General features: G+C 72.8%; 18 protein-coding genes. 11 read left to right on the plus strand and 7 right to left on the minus strand.

Translation table 11 applies throughout. The features are described 5' to 3' along the window. Window positions 1-13: 13 nt before the first annotated feature. The 4 genes from ACIQ8B_RS05670 (at window position 14) to ACIQ8B_RS05685 (ending at window position 3,995) form a co-directional block, all read left to right on the plus strand. On the plus strand, window positions 14-973 hold the full coding sequence (locus ACIQ8B_RS05670; protein WP_403545520.1) for an ABC transporter ATP-binding protein: 960 nt from the start codon (window positions 14-16) through the stop codon (window positions 971-973). Beyond that, window positions 970-1,743, plus strand: a complete 774-nt coding sequence (locus ACIQ8B_RS05675; RefSeq protein ID WP_106412397.1) for an ABC transporter permease — start codon at window positions 970-972, stop codon at window positions 1,741-1,743. Before ACIQ8B_RS05670 ends, ACIQ8B_RS05675 begins: the two co-directional genes overlap by 4 nt. A gap of 132 nt (window positions 1,744-1,875) precedes the next feature. Continuing rightward, window positions 1,876-3,105, plus strand: a complete 1,230-nt coding sequence (locus tag ACIQ8B_RS05680) for an ABC transporter ATP-binding protein (RefSeq protein ID WP_403545523.1) — start codon at window positions 1,876-1,878, stop codon at window positions 3,103-3,105. Beyond that, a complete protein-coding gene (locus tag ACIQ8B_RS05685) occupies window positions 3,102-3,995 on the plus strand; it encodes an ABC transporter permease subunit (RefSeq protein ID WP_403545525.1) in 894 nt (297 codons plus the stop codon). The genes ACIQ8B_RS05680 and ACIQ8B_RS05685 overlap by 4 nt, the downstream gene beginning before the upstream one ends. A 16-nt stretch (window positions 3,996-4,011) precedes the next feature. Here the strand turns inward: ACIQ8B_RS05685 and ACIQ8B_RS05690 are convergent, their stop codons facing one another. After that, window positions 4,012-4,344 (minus strand): ATP/GTP-binding protein, encoded by a 333-nt coding sequence (locus tag ACIQ8B_RS05690; RefSeq protein WP_106412400.1) that lies wholly within the window; start codon window positions 4,342-4,344, stop codon window positions 4,012-4,014. Between the two features lie 241 nt (window positions 4,345-4,585). On the opposite strand from ACIQ8B_RS05690, the gene ACIQ8B_RS05695 reads away from it, so the two are divergent. After that, window positions 4,586-5,614, plus strand: a complete 1,029-nt coding sequence (locus tag ACIQ8B_RS05695) for an LLM class flavin-dependent oxidoreductase (RefSeq protein ID WP_403545527.1) — start codon at window positions 4,586-4,588, stop codon at window positions 5,612-5,614. A gap of 84 nt (window positions 5,615-5,698) precedes the next feature. On the opposite strand, the gene ACIQ8B_RS05700 is transcribed toward ACIQ8B_RS05695, so the two are convergent. Beyond that, window positions 5,699-6,091, minus strand: a complete 393-nt coding sequence (locus tag ACIQ8B_RS05700; RefSeq protein WP_106412402.1) for an SCO5389 family protein — start codon at window positions 6,089-6,091, stop codon at window positions 5,699-5,701. A gap of 287 nt (window positions 6,092-6,378) precedes the next feature. On the opposite strand from ACIQ8B_RS05700, the gene nucS reads away from it, so the two are divergent. Continuing rightward, window positions 6,379-7,050 carry an endonuclease NucS gene (nucS, locus tag ACIQ8B_RS05705; RefSeq protein ID WP_290006124.1) on the plus strand — a complete coding sequence of 224 codons (672 nt, stop codon included), beginning with the start codon at window positions 6,379-6,381 and terminating at the stop codon, window positions 7,048-7,050. Between the two features lie 75 nt (window positions 7,051-7,125). On the opposite strand, the gene ACIQ8B_RS05710 is transcribed toward nucS, so the two are convergent. From ACIQ8B_RS05710 to ACIQ8B_RS05720, 3 genes are all read right to left on the minus strand, one after another. Continuing rightward, window positions 7,126-9,618, minus strand: coding sequence for an ATP-binding protein (locus tag ACIQ8B_RS05710; protein ID WP_403545530.1), 2,493 nt, complete (start codon window positions 9,616-9,618; stop codon window positions 7,126-7,128). Between the two features lie 260 nt (window positions 9,619-9,878). Then, complete coding sequence (locus ACIQ8B_RS05715; protein WP_403545532.1) at window positions 9,879-10,202, minus strand: STAS domain-containing protein; 324 nt, start codon at window positions 10,200-10,202, stop codon at window positions 9,879-9,881. Window positions 10,203-10,355: 153 nt separating this feature from the next. Further along, a complete protein-coding gene (locus tag ACIQ8B_RS05720; RefSeq protein ID WP_403545534.1) occupies window positions 10,356-11,204 on the minus strand; it encodes a 3-hydroxyacyl-CoA dehydrogenase family protein in 849 nt (282 codons plus the stop codon). Between the two features lie 284 nt (window positions 11,205-11,488). Between ACIQ8B_RS05720 and ACIQ8B_RS05725 the strand changes: the two genes are divergently transcribed. Both ACIQ8B_RS05725 and ACIQ8B_RS05730 read left to right on the plus strand, forming a co-directional pair. Next, window positions 11,489-12,154: a maltokinase N-terminal cap-like domain-containing protein gene (locus tag ACIQ8B_RS05725; protein WP_290006114.1), complete on the plus strand. Its 666-nt coding sequence runs from the start codon at window positions 11,489-11,491 to the stop codon at window positions 12,152-12,154. 52 nt (window positions 12,155-12,206) lie between these two features. Further along, window positions 12,207-12,779 (plus strand): cob(I)yrinic acid a,c-diamide adenosyltransferase, encoded by a 573-nt coding sequence (locus tag ACIQ8B_RS05730; protein ID WP_290006111.1) that lies wholly within the window; start codon window positions 12,207-12,209, stop codon window positions 12,777-12,779. A 142-nt stretch (window positions 12,780-12,921) separates the two neighbouring features. Here ACIQ8B_RS05730 and ACIQ8B_RS05735 read toward each other — a convergent pair whose 3' ends face one another. Together ACIQ8B_RS05735 and ACIQ8B_RS05740 are read right to left on the minus strand one after the other, a co-directional pair. After that, window positions 12,922-13,140, minus strand: coding sequence for a DUF5708 family protein (locus ACIQ8B_RS05735; protein WP_290006108.1), 219 nt, complete (start codon window positions 13,138-13,140; stop codon window positions 12,922-12,924). Beyond that, entirely contained in the window at window positions 13,137-13,730 is a 594-nt protein-coding gene (locus ACIQ8B_RS05740) for a hypothetical protein (RefSeq protein WP_290006106.1), read from the minus strand. The genes ACIQ8B_RS05735 and ACIQ8B_RS05740 overlap by 4 nt, the downstream gene beginning before the upstream one ends. A gap of 153 nt (window positions 13,731-13,883) precedes the next feature. Here ACIQ8B_RS05740 and ACIQ8B_RS05745 point away from each other — a divergent pair, with 153 nt between their 5' ends. From ACIQ8B_RS05745 to ACIQ8B_RS05755, 3 genes are all read left to right on the plus strand, one after another. Beyond that, window positions 13,884-15,074, plus strand: a complete 1,191-nt coding sequence (locus ACIQ8B_RS05745; RefSeq protein WP_403545537.1) for a sensor histidine kinase — start codon at window positions 13,884-13,886, stop codon at window positions 15,072-15,074. Then, window positions 15,074-15,715: a response regulator transcription factor gene (locus ACIQ8B_RS05750; protein WP_290006099.1), complete on the plus strand. Its 642-nt coding sequence runs from the start codon at window positions 15,074-15,076 to the stop codon at window positions 15,713-15,715. The genes ACIQ8B_RS05745 and ACIQ8B_RS05750 overlap by 1 nt, the downstream gene beginning before the upstream one ends. 140 nt (window positions 15,716-15,855) lie before the next feature. Then, window positions 15,856-17,682 (plus strand): glycoside hydrolase family 18 chitinase, encoded by a 1,827-nt coding sequence (locus tag ACIQ8B_RS05755; protein ID WP_290006096.1) that lies wholly within the window; start codon window positions 15,856-15,858, stop codon window positions 17,680-17,682. Window positions 17,683-17,938: the final 256 nt, after the last annotated feature.

Consider the following 17,938-nt stretch of genomic DNA (forward strand, 5'->3'; position numbering starts at 1 on the left):
CTAGCGTGGCCGCATGATCGAGCTGGAGGGGCTGACCAAGCGGTACGGCGAGAAGGTGGCGGTGGACAACCTGACCTTCACCGTCCGGCCGGGCATCGTCACGGGCTTCCTCGGCCCGAACGGCGCCGGCAAGTCGACCACCATGCGGATGATCCTGGGGCTCGACCACCCGACGGCCGGTGACGTGCGCATCGACGGCACCTCCTACGACCGGCTCCAGGATCCGCTCACGGACATCGGGGCCCTGCTGGAGGCCAAGGGGGTGCACCCGGGGCGCAGCGCCTACCACCACCTGCTGTGGCTCGCGCAGAGCAACGGCATCCCCGAGCGGCGGGTGGGCGAGGTGCTGGACACCGTCGGCCTGACGGCGGTGGCGCGGAAGAAGGCCAAGGGGTTCTCGCTCGGCATGGGGCAGCGGCTCGGCATCGCCGCCGCGCTGCTCGGCGACCCGCGGATCCTGATGTTCGACGAGCCGGTCAACGGCCTCGACCCCGAGGGCATCCACTGGATCCGCACGCTGATGAAGTCGCTGGCCGAGCAGGGCCGCACGGTGTTCGTCTCCTCCCACCTGATGAGCGAGATGGCCCTGACCGCGGACCACCTCGTCGTCATCGGGCAGGGCCGGCTGCTCGCCGACACCTCGATGGCCCAGTTCATCGAGCGCAACTCCCGCTCCTACGTCCGGGTGCGCACCCCGCAGCGGGAGGCGCTGCTGGACGCGCTGCACCGGGACGGTGTCACCGCGGTGGACGGCGCGGACGGGACGCTGGAGGTGGACGGGACGCCCGCCGGGCGGATCGGCGAGCTGGCCGCCCGCAACGGTGTGGTGCTGCACGAACTGAGCCCGCAGCAGGCCTCCCTGGAGGACGCCTTCATGCAGTTGACGGCGGAGTCGGTGGAGTACCACGCGCACACCGGCGCGCCGCTGCCGCCGCAGCAGTGGGGCGAGAGCTGGAGGAAGGGCCGAGCATGACGACGGCACAGGTCGTACGGTCGGAGTGGACCAAGATCCGGTCGGTGGCGTCCACCGTGTGGACGCTGTCGACCGCGGTGATCGTCACCGTCGCCCTCGGCATGCTGATCTCCGCGCTGGCGAGGAACGAGTTCGACGACCTCGGTGAGCGGGAGAGGCTCGCCTTCGACCCGACCTTCATCAGCTTCGCCGGGACCAGCCTGGGCCAGCTCGCGATGATCGTGTTCGGTGTGCTGGTGGTGTCGAACGAGTACAGCACCGGGATGATCCGCGCCTCGCTGGCCGCCGTGCCCAGGCGCGGCGTCTTCCTGTTCAGCAAGCTCGCCGTGGCCACCGCGCTGGCGTTCGTGGTCGGCATGGCCACCAGCTTCGCCACCTTCTTCCTGGGCCAGCTGATGCTCGGTGACCTCAAGGCGTCCATCGGCGACGAGGGGGTGCTGCGCGCGGTGATCGGAGGCGGGCTGTACATGACGCTGATCGCGCTGTTCTCCATGGGCGTCGCCGCGATGCTGCGCTCCCCCATGCTGTCGCTGGGCGTCCTGATGCCGTTCTTCTTCCTGATCTCCAACATCCTCGGCAACGTCAGCGCCACCGAGAAGGTCGGCCGGTTCCTGCCCGACCAGGCGGGCAGCAGGATCATGCAGGTGGTCACCCCGGTGGACGACGACACCCCGTACGGCCCCTGGGGCGGCCTGGGCATCATGGCGCTGTGGGTGATCGCGGCGGTCATCGGCGGGTACGTGCTGCTGAAGCGGCGTGACGCGCAGTGAGCGACCGGACCGGATCCGTTCCGGTCCGTCCCTGACGCGCCCTTGGGCGGAACCGTCAGCGTCCCGATAAGCTCCTAACCCTTACGGGGGGCGTGTGCCCCGCTGTCCTGAACCTTTCGATGGGTGCGGAGCATGATCGAGGCAGTCGGCCTGACCAAGCGGTACGGCGACAAGACCGCTGTGTACGACCTTTCCTTCCAGGTGCGTCCCGGCGCCGTCACGGGCTTCCTGGGCCCCAACGGCTCGGGCAAGTCGACGACGATGCGGATGATCCTCGGTCTGGACAACCCCACGGCGGGCCGGGTCACGATCTGCGGCCACCCCTACGGCAAGCTGCCCAACGCCCCCCGTCAGGTCGGCGCGCTGCTGGACGCCAAGGCGGTGCACGGCGGCCGGTCCGCCCGCAACCACCTGCTCAGCCTGGCCCAGCTGTCGGGCATCCCGGCCCGCCGGGTGGACGAGGTGCTGGGCGTGGTGGGCCTGCACGAGGTGGCCCGCCGGCGCTCCAAGGACTTCTCCCTCGGCATGGGGCAGCGCCTGGGCATCGCCGCCGCGCTGCTGGGCGACCCGCAGGTGCTGCTGTTCGACGAGCCGGTCAACGGGCTCGACCCCGAGGGCATCCTCTGGGTGCGCAACCTGATGAAGTCGCTGGCCGCCGAGGGCCGCACGGTGTTCGTCTCCTCCCACCTGATGAGCGAGATGGCGCTGACCGCCGACCACCTCATCGTGATCGGCCGCGGTCGGCTCATGGCGGACATGAGCGTGAAGGACTTCATCTCCGCCAACTCCGCCGACTTCGCCCGGGTGCGCACGCCGGACACGGAGCTCCAGCAGCGCGAGAAGCTGTCCGCGGCGATCACCGAGGCCGGCGGCCATGTGCTGCCCGAGCAGGACGGCGCGCTGCGGGTGACGGGACTGCCGCTGCCCCGGATCAGCGACATCGCCCACGAGCACGACGTACGGCTGTGGGAGCTGTCGCCGCACCAGGCCTCCCTGGAGGAGGCGTACATGCGGATGACGCAGGGCGCCGTCGACTACCGCTCGACCACCGACCAGAAGGAAGGGCTGCAGCAGCCGCTGCCGCCGGGCGCGCAGCCGCCGGTTCCGGTGCCGGGCCAGGGCCAGCCCGGCTGGTACGCCCCGCCGCCGCCCCAGCAGGGCGGGCAGCCCTTCGCCCCGCCGCAGGCCGCCCCCGCGGGCCCCTACGGAGCTCCCGCGGCCCCCGGGGCCGCTCCGGGCGCCCCGACCCCGTACGCGCAGCCTCCGCAGGCGCCGCAGAGCGCCCCGCCGGCCGTTCCCCCGGCCGCCGCTCCCCCGCCCGCCCCCACCGCCGAGCCGACGAAGTCCGAGGAAGCCCGATGAGCACGCCCCAGCCCCCGATGCCGCGGAGCGCCGCACCCGAGTGGCAGGCAGCACCCGGCGCCGCACCCTCCGCCCCCGGCCCGGCGTACCCCACCTACACCTCGCCCATCCCGGTGGTGCGCGCCCACCTCGGGCACGCGCTCGCCTCCGAGTGGACGAAGCTCAAGTCGGTGCGCTCGACCCTGTGGACGCTGGGCGTGTTCGTCGCGCTCGTGGTCGGCATCGGTCTGCTCACCGGCGCGCTGATCATGAACGCCGACCCGGACCTGGGCGGCGAGAGCCCGCTGTCGCTGGGCTTCTTCGGACTGCTGCTGGGCTCCATGTGCCTCATCACGCTCGGCGTGCTGACCACCGCCTCCGAGTACGGCACCGGCATGATCCGCACGACGATGGTCGCCTGCCCCAGCCGCGGCCGGGTGCTCGCGGCGAAGGCCGTGGTGTTCTTCCTGGTCGCCTTCGTCACGACCTTGGTGTGCGCCACGCTCGTCGGCCTGCTGCACGTGTCGCTGCTGGAGGAGTACAACGCCGCGGAGCCCACCGGCGAGGAGTGGCTGAAGGGCACGCTCGGCGTCTCGCTCTACCTGGCGCTGCTCGGCACCCTGTCGCTGGCGGTCGGGTCGGTCGTGCGGCACTCGGCGGGCGCCATCACGATCATGATCGCCGCGGTGCTGGCCCCGCTGGTGATCGCGCTGTTCATGTTCTCCGAATCGCTGAGGGACGTGCAGCAGGCGCTGTTCGAGTACTCCATCCCGAACCAGATGAGCATCTTCTACGCCAACTCCCTGTCGCAGTCCGGCCCGTCCGGCTGGGACCCGCTGTGGATCATGCTGGCCGTCACGGCGGCCGCGCTCGCCGCGGCGTTCGCCCTGCTGCGGAAGCGGGACGTCTAGCGACGCGGGGGGCCGCTCAGAACCTCGGCGCGTTACGGGACCGCTGCACCCGCGTGGTGCGGCGGTCCTTCGCGTTCCAGCAGGAGGTGTGCCAGTGCCGGCGGTCGTCGGCGCCCGCGTGCTCGGGCCAGGCCACCACGTGCGGCACCCCGTCCGGGATCAGCTGGTCGCAGCCCGGGCACCGGTAGGACTTGCCGCGGGCGCTGCTGCCCGCCACGTGCCGCACGCTCCAGTCCTCGCCCCGCCAGGGCTCCGTGGACTGCCAGCCGCCGTAGCGCCCGGAGCGGTCGTCCTCGGCGCTCCGGCCGGAAGAACCGGCTCCCTTGGGTCGGTTGCGACGCGGGGACACAGGACACCTCACGGGGCTATACAGGATGCACGTACCGCGTCCAGCCTACGCGGCACGGGCCGGGGCACGCGTACGGCGCCGAGCGCCACACGTCGCTCCGCGGCACGGGACGGCCCCTCGTGAGCGGCCCATTCTGCAGACAATCCGCAAAGTCGCTCGACCGCCCGTGTCCTCGGCACGTGTCGGGGGGTTATGCCCTGCGGGGGAGCTCCGCGTCGGAGCCAAGGAAGCAGGAAGAGCAATGCGCGTTGGAAGTTTCGTGTTGGCCGCCCAGTTCCCCGGGCAGGGCGAAGGGGAGGCGCTGCACCGCGCGGTCCGCTCGGTCGAAGCGGCCGAGGAGGCGGGGCTCGACACGGCCTGGCTGGCCGAGCACCACTTCGTGCCCTACGGCACCTGCCCGTCCGCCGTCACCCTGGCGGCGATGCTGCTCGGCCGCACCCGGCGGCTGCGCGTCGGCACGGCGGTCAGCGTGCTGCCCACCGCCCACCCGGTCGCGCTCGGCGAACAGGCCGCGCTGCTGCACATCGCCAGCGGCGGGCGGTTCTCGCTGGGCCTCGGCCGCGGCGGCCCGTGGGTGGACCTGGAGGTCTTCGGGTCCGGCCTGGAGGCCTACGAGAAGGGGTTCCCGGAGGCGCTCGACCTGCTGCTGCGCTGGCTGCGCGAGCCGTCCGTGGACGCCGACGGCGAGCGGTACCGGTTCCGCGAGGTGCCCGTCGTCCCCCGGCCCTCGGAGGCGCTCACCGAGACCGAGGGCCCGGAGGTCGTGGTCGCGTGCACCTCCCCCGCGAGCGTACGGCTGGCCGCCGAGCGCGGGCTGCCGATGCTGCTCGGCATGCACGTCGGCGACGAGGAGAAGGCCGAGATGGTCGCCCTGTGGCGGCGCCACGCGCGCGCCGGCGGCCGGCCGTCCGCGGAGATCGACGGCGCGGCCCATGTGTCGGCCGGGGTCTGCCAGATCGCGGACCGGCGCTCGGACGCGGCGGAGACCCTGCTGAAGACGATGCCCGGCTGGCTGAAACAGGGGCTGGAGGCGCATGTGACGGTGGACGGCCGCGAGCGCCGGATGCGCGACCCGCTGGCCTACACCGAGCTGCTGTGCGGGCTGCACCCGGTGGGCACCCCGCGGCTGTGCGCCGACCGGCTCGCCGCGACCAGCGAGCGGACCGGCATCTCCCGCTTCGCGCTGCTCGTCGAGGGCTCCGGCGACCTGGCCGCGACGGAGGAGAACGTACGGCGGCTCGGGGCCGAGGTGCTCCCCCAACTCACCTGACCGGCAGGGACGTTCCAGGGATGCTTGCCGCCCCGGTACAGACTGCACCTCCCGCGTACGGAGCGGCAAGCCATCGATGGAGCGTCAGCAGTCGCGCAGTTCCGGCGACTGGTTGAGCAGTTGGCCGCGCACCGAGGTGAAGCGGGCGAGCGTCTCGTCGACCGAGGAGTCAAGCGGGAACACGGCCACCCGGTGGCAGTTCTGGAAGGCCAGCCGCACACCGAAGTGCCGTTGCAGCGCACCGCGTATCGCGTCACTCGCGAGCGCACGCAGCAGCTGACCGCGTGCCTGCTCGTCCGGCGGGGGCGTCTGGTTGTCGGCGAAGGCTCCGCCGTCCACCTTCAGCTGGGCCACCAGGGAGCTGATCATCTCCCACGCGTAGGGCAGGGAGGTCCGGACGCAGTCGACGAAGGCAGCTTCGTCGACCTCGCCTCGCTCGGCCTGTTCGAGTAGGGCCGGTGAGACGTCGAGCGACATGGGTTCTCCTCTCGCACCCCCAACACTCGGGGGTTGCCTGACAGATAAGGGAGTGCGCGAAAACGGCACGCTGCGTACACAGATCGCGACCTCCCGTTGAATACCGTAAGCAACGGGCGGTGACCGCACCAGGAGAACGGGCGGATGCGGAACTTCCTGTGGGCCGGTAATCGGCCATCGCGGAACACGCGTTTTCCAGGAGATACAGGACGCGCCCCACGGGTCCCGAGGGGCCCCTGTGAGGGCGGATCGCGTCCACCCCGGCCGGTCGAGTAGCGTTGCCGACCATGCGTCTCGTCATTGCCCGCTGCTCCGTGGACTACGCCGGGCGGCTCACCGCGCACCTGCCGTCCGCACCTCGTCTGATCCTGGTCAAGGCGGACGGCAGCGTCTCGATCCATGCCGACGACCGGGCCTACAAGCCCCTCAACTGGATGTCGCCGCCGTGCACCCTGAAGGAGGGCACCGGCGAACAGGAGGGCGTCTGGACCGTCGTCAACAAGGCGGGCGAGAAGCTCATCATCACGATGGAGGAGATCCTCCACGACTCGTCGCACGAACTGGGCGTCGATCCCGGCCTGATCAAGGACGGCGTGGAAGCACACCTTCAGGAGCTGCTCGCCGACCGCATCGAGACCCTCGGCGAGGGCTACACCCTGATCCGCCGTGAGTACATGACCGCGATCGGACCGGTCGACATCCTGTGCCGGGACGCCGAGGGGCGGACCGTCGCGGTGGAGATCAAGCGGCGCGGCGAGATCGACGGCGTGGAGCAGCTCACCCGCTACCTGGAACTGCTCAACCGCGACCCGCACCTCGCGCCGGTGCGCGGCATCTTCGCCGCCCAGGAGATCAAGCCGCAGGCCCGGGTGCTCGCCACCGACCGGGGCATCGGCTGCCAGATCCTCGACTACGACGCGCTGCGGGGCATCGAGGACGACAAGCTGCGCCTGTTCTGAACGACGGGCCTCGACGGCACGCGGCAGGGGGCCGGGATCCGCGCGGATCCCGGCCCCCTGCCGCGTGCGGACGGGTCAGATGAGCGGCTCGGCGTCGCCGGGGGCGCCCGGGTCGGTGCTCGTGGAGGCCTCGACGGGGGCGGAGGAGGCCGTGTCGCTGGCGGAGATGCTGGTGGACGGCTCCCCCGGCGTCGTGGTGGGGGTGTCCGTGGGGGGCTCCTCGGGCTCCTCCGTGGGCTCGTCGGTCTCCGTGTCCGTCGGGTCCGGCGAGGGGGACGCGGGCGGCTCCTGCGACGTGGACGGCCCGGTGCTCGGCGACGCCGACTTCGTCGGCTCGTCCGGCTCCGTGCTGCCGGTGTCCTCGTCCGACGGCTCGTCGGACCCGGTGGCCGTCGGCGTCGGATCGTCCGCGGTGCCGGGCGTGCCGTCCGGGCCGAGGTCGGAGGGACGGGCGGGGGCTTTCCCGGTGTCGTCCTGGTCGCCCGACGCCGGATCCGCGTCGAGGCTCCCGTCGTCGACGCCCTGGCTCGCGGAGGGGTTCACCCCGATGTTCTCCGAGGGCGTCTCGGCCTCGCTGCCCGACGTCGCGCCGAGGGTGACCACGGTGCCCAGGACGGCGACGAGCAGGGCGCCCGCGCCCGCCGCGACCAGGTTGCGCCGGGCCAGGCCCCTGAGGCCGCCGGCGACGCGCTCCTCGGCCGGCCGCGGGGCCGCCGCGGCCGGTACCGCGTGGGAGACGAACAGACCGGTGTCGGCCGGGGGCTGGAGGTCGGGGAAGGCCATCGGTGCCCCGCGGGGCGGGGACGCCGGCTCCTCGACGTGCGCCGCGGGCACCTCCTCGGCCACGGTCGGCGCGAGCGCGAGCGGCACGCCGGAGCGGTCGGCGACGAGGGCCAGGGCCCTGCGGCCCGCGACCGTGCCGCGCTTGTCGGCGAGGACGCCGCGCAGGCCGATGGACGCCTCCAGCTCGGCGCGCGCCCGGTCGAGCTGTCCGGCGCACAGCGCGTGGATGCCCAGCTCGTGGTGGAAGTAGGCCTGTTCGCCCACGTCCCCGGCGATGCGGGCGGCCTCCGCACCGGCCCGCAGCGCCCGCTCCCAGGCGCTCCAGTGGAGTCCCGAGGCGAAGGCGGGCGCGGCGGTGCGGGCGAGCTGCACGGCGGTGCTCGGCTCGTCGACGGGGCCGAGGGGCGTCAGGGCGGTGAGCGCGGCGAGGACCGCGTCGGACTCGGCGCAGACGCGTTCCGGGGTCACCGAGGGGTGTCCGGTCCACCAGGCGTAGTGCTGCGCGGCCTCACGGATCCGGGTGCCGGCGTCGTCGGCGTAACCGGCGGCCTCCAGCTGGGCGGGAACGCCGGCGGCGAGCCGGTAGCGGGCGCCGACCGGGGAGACGAGGCCGCAGGCGACCAGTTCCCCGAGGGCGGCGTCGGCGTGGGTGTCGCCCACCAGGGCGGGCAGGTGCGCCTGGTGGGGCACCTCGCCGCCGAGCGCGACGGCGAACTCCAGGGTGGCGCGGGCGGAGGCGCTGAGCCGGGAGGCGAGCAGCGGGGCGGGCGCGGCGGCCTCGCCGAGGGAGGGCAGCGGTACCTCGTCGCCGTCGGCGGGGTCGTAGGGCGCCTCGTCGGGCCGTACCTCCTCGAAGACGCCGAACTCGTCGACGGCGCCGGTGCCGGCCCGGAGCCGGTCGCGCTGCCGGAGCAGGGCGCCGGCCTGGACGAAGCGCAGCGGCAGGCCCTCGGACTCGAACCACAGGTCGCCCGCCCAGGTGGCCTCCTCGTCGGTGAGGCTCCGGCCGACGGCGTGCCCGAGCAGGTCGAGGCCGGCCGCGCGGTCGAGGCCGGACAGCTCGACGTCCTCGACGCCGGCGTCGGCGGAGGGGGCGGCCACGTCCGGGGTGACGGCGAACAGGAAGGCGCACTCGGGGGTGGCGTCCAGCAGCTCGTCGAGGGCGGCCCCGCCGAACTCCAGGTCGTCCAGGACGACGACGGCGCCGATCTCGCGGACGCGGTCGAGCAGTTCGTCCCGGTCGGGACGGTGCAGGGGCGCGTCGTGAACGGCGTGGAAGAGGTCGTGCAGGAGGTCGTCGGCGGAGCGGCGGTGGCCGGTGAGGCGGACGACGCCGTCGGGGGCGAGGTCGGCGCAGTCCTCGGCGACGATGTCGAGCAGCCGGGTGCGGCCGGAGCCTCCGGGCCCGACCAGGCGCACGGAGCGGCCGCGGGCGAGCAGCCGCACCAGGTGCTCCCGCTCGTTCTGGCGGGCCAGCAGCGGCAGCGCGGGCCGCTCCGGGCCCGGGGGGACGGACGGGGCGGCGGCGCGTTCCACCTCGGCGCGCTCGGCCTCGGTGAGCTTCGCGGGCCGGCCGGGCCGCTCGGCGGGCGGGCAGGGCTCGATCTCGCTGCCGTCGACGGGGTTGACGGTCAGCAGGAAGTCGCCGGAGACGAGTCGCACCGTGCGGGCGGGCACGGGCGTGTGCTGTCCGAAGTCGGAGGTGAGGGATTCCCTGGGAGGGCGCGGGCGCGGCGCGTCGCCGCCGTGGCCGTACTCCTCGGGTCCCGTGTGGTTCGGGTCCATAGGTCCTAGCCCCCAAAAGCGTCGTGGCTGAAGCCCTCGCCGGCCTCGCTGCACACCGCGCTGTCGCTTCTGGTCCGGGCCCGCTCGAGGGTTTCAAGGCAGCGGGCAGCCGAACCCTAAACCTTCGGTCAGTATCCACGACAGCCCGGGGTGCCGGGGCGTCCGAGTGGTCACGGTCTCGTGAGGATTGTGCGTGCGGCGCGGGGTTCGCGGGCGTGGGCCCGGCTTCTCCCGCTCGTCCGCCGTGCACCCGTACGCCCTTACACGCGGGGCAGCGTGTCCACCCCGATGCCCCCCTCGATCGCCAGGATGCGGTGCAGCCGGGTGGCCACCAGGAGGCGCTGCATCTGCGGTGGTACGTCGCGCAGCACCAGGCGCCGGCCGCAGCGGCCGGCCCGCCGGTGGGCCCCCATGATCACCCCGAGTCCGGTGGCGTCCCAGGACTCCAGTTCGGACAGGTCCAGCACCAGGTCGCCGGCTCCGTCGTCGACGGCCGAGTGAAGGACCGTACGGGCGTCCGCCGCGCTGCGGACGTCGAGGCGGCCCCCGACGACCAGCTCGGCGTGGTCGCCCCTGATGTGCATATGCGCTCCCCGTGATGCGTGGTGTGCTCCGCGGTGTCCTGTCGGCCGGTGTCGCACCCTCTGACTGCGTGACGGCCGCGGAAGTTGCCGGCTGTGAGCGAACCGATACCGAATTCACCCCGGCGTGTGATGCACGCCGGGGGGTGCGCGGTCTCAGTGCTCGTAGAAGCCCTGCCCGCTCTTGCGCCCGATGTCACCGGCGTCAACCATCCGGCGCATCAGCTCGGGAGCCGCGAACTTCTCGTCCTGGGACTCGGTGTAGATGTTGTCGGTGGCGTGCAGCAGGATGTCCACGCCGGTGAGGTCGGCGGTGGCCAGCGGGCCCATGGCGTGGCCGAAGCCCAGCTTGCAGGCGAGGTCGATGTCCTCGGCGCTCGCCACGCCCGACTCGTACAGCTTGGCGGCCTCGACGACGAGGGCGCAAATGAGGCGGGTGGTGACGAAGCCGGCCACGTCGCGGTTGACGACGACGCAGGTCTTGCCGACCGACTCGGCGAACTCCCGCGCCTTGGCGAGGGTTTCGTCGCTGGTCTTGTGGCCGCGGACCAGCTCGCAGAGCTGCATCATCGGCACCGGCGAGAAGAAGTGCGTGCCGACGACCCGCTCGGGACGCTCCGTCACGGCCGCGATCTTGGTGATCGGGATGGCGGAGGTGTTGGAGGCGAGGACGGTGTCCTCGCGCACGAGCTTGTCGAGCGTGCGGAAGATCTCGTGCTTGACCTCGAGCTTCTCGAACACGGCCTCGACCACGACGTCCGCGTCGGCGCAGGCGTCGAGGTCGGTGGTCGTGGTGATCCGGGCGAGGGCGGCCTCGGCGTCCCGCGCCTCGAGCCTGCCCTTGGCGACGAACTTGTCGTACGACGCCTTGATCCCGTCCGTGCCCCGCGCCAGCGCCTCGTCGGTGACGTCGCGCAGGACGACGTCCCAGCCCGCCTGTGCGGAGACCTGGGCGATACCGGACCCCATGAGTCCGGCCCCGATGACGGCGAGCTTGCGTGCCACTGTGCGACTCCCCTGATACGCGCTGTCCATGTTCTCCAGGAGCGGACATTAGCGGGCGTGAGGGGCCCTGTGACCGGTAAGTAACGCGCGTCACGTCTCACATGACGGACATCACACCGGCGGCAGACGCGGCGGGAGCCGACGGACCGTCAGGTCACGTACGCCCGCCGCCTCCGGGCCCCGTACGGCGGAGGGGGCCCGGGCCTGGCGGAAAGCCGTCGCGCCGGGGCGCCGCCGGTGCGAGGGTGGGACCCGGTGTCCGCCCGTCGAAGGAGAACCCCGGCATGTCCGTGATCCACCGCACCACCCTCCGGCCGGCCAAGCTGGAGCTGCTGGCCGACTGGCTGCCCACCCGGCCCTGGTACCACGGCGGTCCGCGCGGGCCGCGGCTGAGCAGGGCGGGCGGCTTCCGGCTCGACGACCCCAAGGGCGAGGTCGGCATCGAGCTCATGGTGGTCCGGGACGACTCCGGCGACGCCCCGGCCGTCTACCTGGTGCCGCTCACCTACCGCGGCGCGCCGCTCGACGGGGCGGACGCGGCCCTTCTCGGCACCGCCGAGCACGGTGTGCTGGGCCGCCGCTGGATCTACGACGCCTGCCACGACCCGGTGGCCGTCGCCGAGTTGGCGGCGCTGGTGGAGGGCCGCGCCCAGCCGCAGGCGCAGAGCGTGAGCGACACCCCGGACCATGAGGTGACCCGTGCCCTGGCGGGCGAGGGACCGGTGCCGGCGGAGTTCCCCACGGTCGTGGACACCGAGGAGCACACCGAGCTCACCGCGCCGGACGGCACGGTGCTGCGCGTGCTGCGCACCCCGCACCCCGCCCCGGACGGCGTCCCGCAGGCGGAGCCGGGGGCGGCGGGCCACGTCGCCGGGGCGTGGGAGGCGGCGGACGGCACCCGCGTCCAGGGCCTGATGGTGCTGCTGCTCACTCCGCCGCCCGCGCCGTGACAGTGCGCACACGGGCGCCCTGAAGCCGCCGGTGCGTCACTAGGCTGACCTCATGGTCAACCTGACACGCATCTACACGCGGACCGGCGACAAGGGCACCACCCATCTCGGGGACATGAGCCGGGTCGCCAAGACCGATCTGCGGATCTCCGCCTACGCGGACGCCAACGAGGCGAACGCGGTGATCGGCACGGCGCTCGCCCTGGGCGGGCTCCCGGACGAGGTGGCCGCGGTCCTCACCCGCGTGCAGAACGACCTGTTCGACGTGGGCGCCGACCTGTCGACGCCGGTGGTGGAGAACCCGCAGCACCCGCCGCTGCGGGTCGAGCAGTTCTACATCGACCGGCTGGAGGAGGACTGCGACCGCTTCAACGAGCAGTTGGACAAGCTCCGGTCCTTCATCCTGCCGGGCGGCACGCCGGGCGCGGCCCTGCTGCACCAGGCGTGCACGGTGGTACGCCGGGCCGAGCGTTCGACGTGGGCGGCCCTGGAGGCGCACGGCGAGACGATGAACCCGCTCACCGCGACCTACCTCAACCGCCTGTCGGACCTGCTGTTCATCCTGGCCCGCGTCGCCAACAAGGAGACCGGCGACGTCCTGTGGGTGCCGGGCGGCGAGCGGTAGGGCCGGTCGGCGGACCATGCCGAGACGCGGGGTCCGGCGGTGCACGGGACGCGCCGGCCGCCGCGCGGGGCGATCGGCTGCGCTGCCGGTCCCACCGGACCCCGCTCACCCGGGACGCGCAGCGCCGCCGGTTCCTCCGGCGTCATCCGCCGGGCCGGCCCGGCGGGGCCGCCCGGCCGCTCCGGATCAGCGCGCGGAAGACGCCGAGCAGCGTCTCGGCGGCCCCGGCGCACATCAGCACCACGCCCGCCTTGGCGGGCGTCACCACCGGCACGTCCACCTCCCCGGCGTACCGCCACAGCAGCAGCCCGGCGCCCGCGGTGAGGGCTCCCGCGAGCATGTTCCGCGACGCCCTGCTCATCGGACCGTCTTCTCCCGGTCCGCGCGGCCGTCCGCGTCCGGGGCGGACTCCCCGTGCCCGGGGGGCGTCTTCTTCGGCCAGAGCCAGTAGCTGAGGGCGATCACGCCGTGGATGCCGGCCGCCCGCCAGGCGGTGGAGCGCCAGGACTCCAGGGAGGTGACGCGGCTCGGGTCGTCGACGTACCAGATGGCGAGCTGGAGCAGCACGGTCGCCACCGCGGCGGCGGTCAGGGTGCCCAGCCACACCGTGGCCTCGTGCCGGGCGCGGGCCAGGCCGTAGCGCGGCGGCCGCACCAGCGGGCGGCCGTCGAGGCGGTGCGCCGCGTGCCCGTCGAGCCACTTCACGGTGCGGTGGCCGTGGCCCACCGTGTAGCCGATGTAGAGCGCGGCGAGCCCGTGGGTCCAGTTCGGCTCGGCGCCGTTCCTCAGGTCCCACGCGGTGGCGACGAGCAGCACGACCTCCAGCACCGGCTCGCACAGCAGCAGCGCCAGGCCGGTGCGGGGCATCCGCAGCAGGTAGCGGAAGGCCAGGCCGGCCGCCAGCAGCACCCAGAACCCGATCTCGCAGGCGATGATCAAGGCGACGATCACGGTTCGCTCCTCTCGGTCACCCCTCCAGACTTCCGTGCGCGCCGGCTCCGCGCGTCGTCGCGGCCGACGAATCCGCGGTACATCGAAAGATGCAGTCCAGGACCGGCCCCGGGGATCAGGCGCACGCCGCGCGCACCGTGTTGGATGGGATCCATGGCCGTACCACCCCTCCGCCCGCCCCGCTTCGACGTCTCGGTCGCGCTCGCCGGACTCCTGGGCGGACTGCTGCTGTGGGGGTTCGGGCTGGGCGTGCGGCCGGGCGACGACCCGATCGTGCTGTTCGAGGGCCGCTGGGCGCTGCTGGTGCCGCTCGGCGTGATGGCCTGCTGCGAGCTGCTGCGCCGCACCGCCCCGCGCACCGCGCTGACGGCCGGCACGCTGGCGCTGGCCGCGGACGCCATGACGCAGGGCAGCGTCGCCGCGATCGTGATGTACACCGACCTGATGTACGCCGCCGTCGTCTACGGCTCCCCCGCGACCGCCCGCCGCCTGCCGTGGATCACCGGGGTCCTCACGCTGGCGGCGACGCTGGTGCCGTACGCCGCGTGGCGGGTGCCCGAGGCGCTGCTGATCGGTCTGGTGGTCGGCGCGGTGGCCTTCGCGCCCGCGTCCACCGGTCTGATCGTGCGCAACCACCGGGACGCCGCCGACGCCGCCCGGCTCCAGGCGGAACAGACCGCGCTGCTCGCGGAGATGGACCGGGTCCAGGCGGTCACCGCGGAACGTTCGCGCATGGCGCGGGAGTTGCACGACCTGGTGGCCAACCACCTCTCCGCGATCGCCATCCACTCCACCGCCGCCCTCTCCCTGGACGACCCGGCCACCTCCAAGGAGGCGCTCACGGTGATCCGGGAGAACAGCGTCCAGGGTCTGTCCGAGATGCGACGGCTCATCGGCATCCTGCGCGACGGCGCCGACGACCGGGAGCCGGCCGCCACCCCGACGCTCGACGGTCTCGCCGCTCTGGTGGCGGGCGCCCACGCCAACGGCCTCGACGTCACCCTGGACGCCGAGCCCGGCGCCGTGTCCGCGCCGGTCGAGCTGGCCGCGTACAGGATCGTGCAGGAGTCGCTGACCAACGCGCTGAAGCACGCCGCTCCGGGCCGGGTGACCGTGTCCCTGTGCCGTTCGTCCGACGCCCTGGAGATCCTGGTCACCAGCGCCTACGGCGACCGCGACGGCCCGCGCGCACCGGGCTCGGGGGCCGGTCTGGTCGGGATGCGGGAGCGGGCGGCCCTGCTGGACGGTTCCTTCGAGGCGGGCCCGGAGAGCGGCCCCGAGGGCACGCTGTGGGTGGTGCGCGCCGTCCTTCCGGTCACCGACGTCGAACAAGGAGAAGCCTGATGATCCGGGTCCTGGTCGCCGAGGACCAGTCCGCCGTCCGTGCGGGGCTGGTGCTGATCCTGCGCAGCGCGCCGGACATCGCGGTGGTGGGTGAGGCGGCGGACGGCGAGCAGGCCGTGGCGCTCGCCCGTGAACTGCGCCCGGACGTGGTGCTGATGGATGTGCAGATGCCGCGCCTGGACGGGGTGTCGGCGACCCGGAAGGTGGTCGGGGAGAACCTGGCGGACGTGCTGGTGCTGACCACGTTCGACCTGGACGAGTACGTGTTCGGGGCGCTGCGGGCCGGTGCAGCCGGGTTCCTGCTGAAGAACACGGAGGCGAGGGACCTCATCACGGCGGTGCGCACGGTGGCGGGCGGCGAGGGGATCGTCGCCCCGGCGGTGACCCGGCGGCTGATCGCGGAGTTCGCCGCGAAGCCCGCCCGGCCGGTGACGGCCGACGCGTCGGCGCTGGACGCGCTCACCCGGCGGGAGCGCGAGGTGCTGTCGTGTCTCGGGGAGGGGTTGTCGAACGCCGCCATCGCGGAGCGGCTGGACATGGCCGAGGCCACGGTGAAAACCCATGTCAGCCGCCTGCTGGGGAAGCTGGAGCTGCGCAGCCGGGTGCAAGCCGCGGTGCTGGCGCAGGAGTTGGGCATCTGAAGGCCGCTCGAAGGTTTAGAACGCAAACACCGCGTCCACTGGTCCAGACCTATTGACCCGTGGTCCAGACCTTTCTATTCTCGCCGCACCGTGGGCACGAAGGCTCAGTCGTGCCCCCCTCCCCAGTAAGGAGGCGCGGCATGCGCTTCAGACACAGAGTCGCGGCCGGGATCGCGACCCTCGTGCTCCCCTTCGCCGGCCTCGTCGGCCTCGCGAATCCCGCCCAGGCGGCGACGTCGGCGACCGCCACGTACGTCAAGACCCAGGACTGGGGCTCCGGCTTCGAGGGCAAGTGGACCATCAAGAACACCGGCACCACCAGCCTCAGCTCCTGGACCGTCGAGTGGGACTTCCCCTCCGGCACCTCGGTCACCTCCGCCTGGGACGCGGACGTCACCTCCTCCGGCACCCACTGGACCGCCAAGAACAAGCCCTGGAACGGCACCCTCGCCCCCGGCGCCTCCCTCACCTTCGGCTTCAACGGCGCCGGCTCCGGCTCCCCCGCCAACTGCAAGCTCAACGGCGGCAGCTGCGACGGCGGATCCACCGACCCCCGTGACAACCCGCCGAGCGCCCCCGGCGCCCCCACCGCCTCGAACATCACCGACACCTCGGTGCGCCTGTCCTGGTCCGCGGCCACCGACGACAAGGGCGTCAAGAACTACGACGTGCTGCGCGACGGCTCCCGCGTCGCCACCGTCACCGGCACCGCCTACACCGACACCGGCCTGTCCAAGGGCACCGACTACTCCTACAGCGTGCAGGCCCGGGACACCGCCGACCAGACCGGCCCGGTCAGCGGCTCGGTCCGGGTGCGCACCACCGGCAACACCGAGGAGCCCCCGCCCCCCGGCGACAAGATCAAGCTCGGCTACTTCACCGAGTGGGGCGTCTACGGCCGCAACTACCACGTCAAGAACCTGGTGACCTCGGGCACCGCCTCGAAGATCACCCACATCAACTACGCCTTCGGCAACGTCAAGAACGGTCAGTGCACCGTCGACGACACCTTCGCCGCGTACGAGAAGGCCTACACCGCCGACCAGTCCGTCAGCGGACAGGCCGACACCTGGGACCAGCCGCTGCGCGGCAACTTCAACCAGCTCCGTCAGCTGAAGGCCAAGTACCCGCACATCAAGGTGCTGTACTCCTTCGGCGGCTGGACCTACTCCGGCGGCTTCGGCCAGGCCGCGCAGAACGCCGCCGCGTTCGCCCGCTCCTGCAAGCAGGTCGTGGAGGACCCGCGCTGGGCCGACGTCTTCGACGGCATCGACATCGACTGGGAGTACCCGAACGCCTGCGGTCTGACCTGTGACAACAGCGGCCCGGCCGCCTTCCGCACGCTGTCCCAGGCGCTCCGCGCCGAGTTCGGCCCCGACTACCTGGTCACCGCGGCCATCACCGCCGACGGCTCCGACGGCGGCAAGATCGACGCGGCCGACTACGGCGGCGCCGCCCAGTACCTCGACTGGTACAACGTGATGACGTACGACTACTTCGGCGCCTTCAACGCGCAGGGTCCGACGGCCCCGCACTCGCCGCTGACGTCGTACCCGGGCATCCCGCAGGCCGGCTTCAACTCCGCCGACGCCATCGCCAAGCTGAAGGCCAAGGGCGTCCCGGCCAAGAAGCTGCTGCTCGGCATCGGCTTCTACGGCCGCGGCTGGACCGGCGTCACCCAGTCCGCCCCCGGCGGCACCGCGACCGGCGCCGCGCCCGGCACCTACGAGGCGGGCATCGAGGACTACAAGATCCTCAAGAACAGCTGCCCGGCCACCGGCACCATCGCCGGCACCGCGTACGCCCACTGCGGCACCAACTGGTGGTCCTACGACACCCCCGCCACCATCGGCTCCAAGATGGCGTGGGCCAAGGCCCAGGGCCTGGGCGGCGCCTTCTACTGGGAGTTCAGCGGCGACACCAGCAACGGTGAGCTGGCGACCGCCGTCGACGCCGGTCTGAGGTAACCCCTCCCTCCCCCTGAGAGAGCGATCGCCCCTCCTCCCGGCCGGGAGGAGGGGCGATGTGCTGGAACGGAGGATCAGGCGCCGTTCACCCTCCCCCAACAGCTCCACTGCCAGGGGGAGGGACCCTGAACGCCGCCACGCGACGCTCACCCTCCCCCAACAGCTCCACTGCCAGGGGGAGGGACCCTGAACGCCGCTACGCGACGTTCACCCTCCCCCAACAGCTCCGCTGCCGGGGGGACCCCCACCAGCGGGA

It is taken from the genome of Streptomyces sp. NPDC096105, assembly GCF_044763335.1.
GTDB lineage: Bacteria > Actinomycetota > Actinomycetes > Streptomycetales > Streptomycetaceae > Streptomyces.